Source organism: bacterium (assembly GCA_040756715.1).
Lineage (GTDB): Bacteria > UBA9089 > UBA9088 > UBA9088 > UBA9088 > JBFLYE01.
Map to the genome: position 1 here is coordinate 1 of JBFLYE010000025.1, position 4,196 is coordinate 4,196.

Below are 4,196 nucleotides of genomic sequence, written 5' to 3' on the forward strand. Positions count from 1 at the left end.
TGAAGGTTTAAGTTTTATAAAATTTTTTCCCTTTTAATTCAAAATTCAACATTCAAAATTCATAATTTTATAAAGTTTTCCTTAAGATTATCTAAACACATCCAGGAATATGGATGCCTCTTTCCTCTTTAAAACAGCTGTATAATTTCCAAAGCCCGCAGAGGAAAGAAAATAGAAAACAATCCTTTTTTTGCCATTTTTTGGGGTAAGCCTTGCCTTTATTTTTTTACAGGAAGAAACAGCAACCCATTGATTAAGCTTGATTTTAGGCTCATAAATTGCCTCTATGTCTCCCGATACCTTAATCCAATGTGGATTTGGGGAAGAAAGGGAAATTTCTATATCTTGGGTGCTTGTTGTGTTTGTCCCTTGATTTATCAAAAGATGGGACATTTCATCACCTTTAAGGATAGAAAGATTATTTGCCCCCGAATAGTTTCCAAGATAAAGGTTTTCTCCCAAGCACAAGGAAAATGTTGGTCCTCCTAATTTAAATACAGTTGGTGTTCCTTTAATATCGCCAAATTTATCTAAAGAATATACATAAAGATTATTCCCGGCCTGATTCTTTCCAACATAAAGCTTATTTTTTCTTTTATCAAGGGAGAGGGAAATACTTGGACCGCCAAAGGAATATAGGGTATATGTAGAAGGAAGGCCATCATCTAAAAGCTTAACCACAGAGAGGTCATTTGCTGAATTATTTGCCAGATAAAGCCTTTTCCTTTCTATGTCTAATGCTAAAGAATAGGTAAGGTTTCCAAAACCAAAGCTCCATCCTCCCCCACTTAAAGAGCCATCATTTTTTAAGTCACAAACAAATGGGTTTTCTCCACCATAGCCTGCCAAATATAGCTTGTTATGGATAGGATTAAGGGCAATGGATGTGGTGTAACCTGAGGCGGTAAATAAATGAGGCTCTCCAATAGGAAGACCATTTTTATCAAGGCTATAAACACAGAGGTTATTTCCACCTGACATATTTCCCACATAAAGCTTTCTTCTTTCTGGGTCTAGGGCAATAGAGTATGCACCCATACCCTCTGTTGCTATTACAGCCTTTGTAGGTGTTCCAAAGATTAAGCCGTTTTTATCAAGGTTATAGATATAAAGATAGGCATCCTGATTATTCCCTACATAGAGCTTGTCATTATAAATTGCCATAGATAGACAATTTGCTTCTGTTGGATAGATGAAGGGTTCTCCCTCTGGCATTCCTTGTTCATCAAGGCTTATAATCATAATAGCCTGTTGTGATGTTCCACCCAAATATAGCTTTCTTTTTTCTAAGTCTAAAGCCTGGCTTAAGGTATATCCACCTCCAATGGTATAATGGGATACCCCAGAGGCAGACAACAGACAACAGAACACAGAAGACAGAAGAGAGAAGAGAGAAAATTTAAACCAAGCTTTCATTCCGCATTCCGCAATCTGCATTCCGCATTCCAAAATAGCGCCAATGGGATTTGAACCCATGTTTCCGGATTGAGAGCCCGATGTCCTAACCCCTAGACGATGGCGCCTCATTTAAATTATATCATAAAATTGACAAGGAAGACAAGGGTTGGTAAAATTTTTGTTATGATTGTAAGGCTTAAAGAAGATATGGTTTCTGAGGCGATAAAGATATTTGAGGGTCTTCCCCATTACTTTAATCCGCTTGGCATTCAAAGGTTAAAGGATGAGATAAAGGAATATTTTGCTAAACCTCCATCTCCTGAATTAGCTGGATTCTTCGTTTATGTAAAGGACGATGAAATCCTTGGAATGATTGGATACAAAAGGCGATTATATCATAGAGAATATGAGATAACATGGTTTGCGGTTAGAAAGGATTGTCAGAGAAGGGGGATAGGAAGAGGGCTTGTCTCTTATCTTTCTAACTTTCTTTCCCAATATCAACTTGAGCTACTTACCGCAAACATTCCCGATGACCCTATTTCTCGTGAGTTTTATTATAAAATGGGTTTTAGAAGCATAAATAGGTTTCTTAATCACGAGGGAGAAAAACTTGTTTATCAAAAAAGATTTGGTTATATTGCTGATACCTGCCAGGAGCTTGTTGCAAATTATCTAAGGAGAAAAAAGCTAAAAGAACTTAAGAAGAAACCTTGACATATTATCCATTCAGCCTTTATCTAAAGGATACCTTCGGTGAAAAAGTAAGAAGAATAAGCATAGATGCAGGATTTACCTGTCCAAATATTGATGGATATTTAAGCAATAAGGGCTGTATCTATTGCAATAATAAAGCATTTAGCCTATATACAAGGGAGAAAAAGGATATAAGAACGCAAATAATAGAATCTATAAATTATTATAAAAATAGGGGGATAAACAAATTCCTCGCCTATTTTCAAGCCTTTACGAATACATATGCTCCTTTAGAAAGATTAAAAAAAACATATGACACAATAAGGGAATTTAAGGATATTGTAGGTCTTATCATTTCAACCAGGCCAGATTGCGTAGATTCTGAAAAAATAAAGCTCATTGCTTCATATAAAAGCAATTACCTTACCTGGATTGAATATGGCTTACAAACAACCCATAACCATATTCTTAAGGCAGCTAATCGAAACCATACCTATGAGGATTTTTTAAAAGCCCTTGAGATAACAAAAAATGAGGGGATAAATGTTGGTGTGCATATGATAATTGGGCTTCCAGAAGAAACATACAATGAAATAATGATTGATGCAGAAAGGCTTTCAAGCCTTCCTATTGATGGCATAAAATTCCATTGCCTTCATATATTAAAGGATACAGGGCTTGAGGCAATGTATAAAAAAAATAAAATAAGGCTTTTTAAGATGGATGAATACATAAAGATAATCTGCGATTTTTTAGAGAAAATCCCAAAAAATGTTGTAATATTAAGGCTTATCTCAGATGCAAAGCCAGAATACCTCATTGCACCAAAATGGATGAACAAAAAGGGTATTGTTATTTCTAAAATAAACAAGGAGCTAGAAAGAAGGTGGAATTTAAGATATTAAAAGAAGAGGGCAAGGCAAGGACTGGAAGGATAAGTGTAAATGAAAAACAAGTAAATACCCCCTGCTTTTGCCCGGTAGCAACATCTGCTACAGTAAAGGGGATAACGCCAGATGAGCTTTATGGAATGGGAAATGAGGCAATTTTAGTAAATGCCTATCATCTATTCTTAAGGCCAGGAAAGGAAATAATAAAATCATTGGGTGGCTTATCTTCATTTATGAATTATAATGGCTTAATCATTACAGACTCGGGTGGATTTCAGATATTCTCATTAGGCCTTTTAAGGAAGATAACAGAGGAGGGTGCTTTGTTTTCCTCCCATTTTGATGGCTCTCTTCATTTATTCACGCCAGAGCTTTCTGTAAGGTTTCAGGAGGAAATCGGAGCCGATATTATTACATCCCTTGATGAATGTATAGGATATCCTTGTGAAAAGGGAGATGCTAAAAGGGCAAAGGATAGGACAACAAGGTGGGCAAAGAGGTCAAAGAGGGCTATCTTAAATACACCCTTGTTTGGAATCATTCAGGGTAGTGTATTTAAGGATTTAAGGAAGGAAAGTGTAGATGAGCTTGTGGATATGGGATTTTCAGGATATGCGGCTGGAGGGCTTTGTGTTGGTGAACCAAAGGAGATTACCGATGAGATTATTTTATATTTAAGTGAAATTCTGCCAAAGGACAAACCAAGATACTTAATGGGATTTGGTCCTCCAGAGGATATTTTAAACGCTGTGGAAGCAGGTTTTGACCTTTTTGATTGCGTTATGCCAACCAGACAGGCAAGGACAGGAATGGCATTTACAGGAAATGGCCCCCTCATTGTCCGAAATGCGCTCTATAAAGATGACAAAAAGCCGGTTGATGAAAATTGCCTTTGCTATACCTGCAGAAATTTTTCGCGTGGATACATAAGGCATTTGATAAATCAGGATGAAATATTGGGAGGAAGGCTACTTACCCTACATAACCTATATTTTTACCATAAGCTTATGAGGGATATAAGAGGTGCTATAATGGAGGGAAGATTTTCTGATTTTAAAAGGGATTTTTTTGAAAGATATATTCTTACGCTCATCTCTTAAAGATTGTGCTTAGGCGGCTTTAAGCCACATTTCAGGCTCCTGTGTAGGAGCCCGGGATCGATATTTGACAACCCTCTTTTGTATAGCCTCGATAGGATTGCTTCTGTATCTG

General features: G+C 36.8%; 4 protein-coding genes and 1 tRNA gene. 3 read left to right on the forward strand and 2 right to left on the reverse strand.

The window, feature by feature from the left end:
* Positions 1-87 precede the first annotated feature (87 nt).
* Both AB1397_00775 and AB1397_00780 read right to left on the reverse strand, forming a co-directional pair.
* On the reverse strand, positions 88-1,437 hold the full coding sequence (locus tag AB1397_00775; protein MEW6481538.1) for a hypothetical protein: 1,350 nt from the start codon (positions 1,435-1,437) through the stop codon (positions 88-90).
* A 14-nt stretch (positions 1,438-1,451) separates the two neighbouring features.
* Positions 1,452-1,523 (reverse strand) — tRNA-Glu (locus AB1397_00780).
* 22 nt (positions 1,524-1,545) lie between these two features.
* On the opposite strand from AB1397_00780, the gene AB1397_00785 reads away from it, so the two are divergent.
* Genes AB1397_00785 through tgt form a run of 3 tightly spaced genes read left to right on the forward strand, consistent with a single transcriptional unit; the run spans position 1,546 to position 4,084 of the window.
* Entirely contained in the window at positions 1,546-2,115 is a 570-nt protein-coding gene (locus AB1397_00785) for a GNAT family N-acetyltransferase (GenBank protein MEW6481539.1), read from the forward strand.
* A complete protein-coding gene (locus AB1397_00790) occupies positions 2,112-2,999 on the forward strand; it encodes a TIGR01212 family radical SAM protein (GenBank protein MEW6481540.1) in 888 nt (295 codons plus the stop codon). Before AB1397_00785 ends, AB1397_00790 begins: the two co-directional genes overlap by 4 nt.
* A complete protein-coding gene (gene tgt / locus AB1397_00795; protein MEW6481541.1) occupies positions 2,981-4,084 on the forward strand; it encodes a tRNA guanosine(34) transglycosylase Tgt in 1,104 nt (367 codons plus the stop codon). Before AB1397_00790 ends, tgt begins: the two co-directional genes overlap by 19 nt.
* The last annotated feature ends 112 nt before the right edge of the window (positions 4,085-4,196 follow it).

Bases quoted from the DNA above. Each gene is read 5' to 3' on its own strand.
- AB1397_00775 (MEW6481538.1), bottom strand. From the start codon at position 1,437: ATGCAGATTGCGGAATGCGGAATGAAAGCTTGGTTTAAATTTTCTCTC.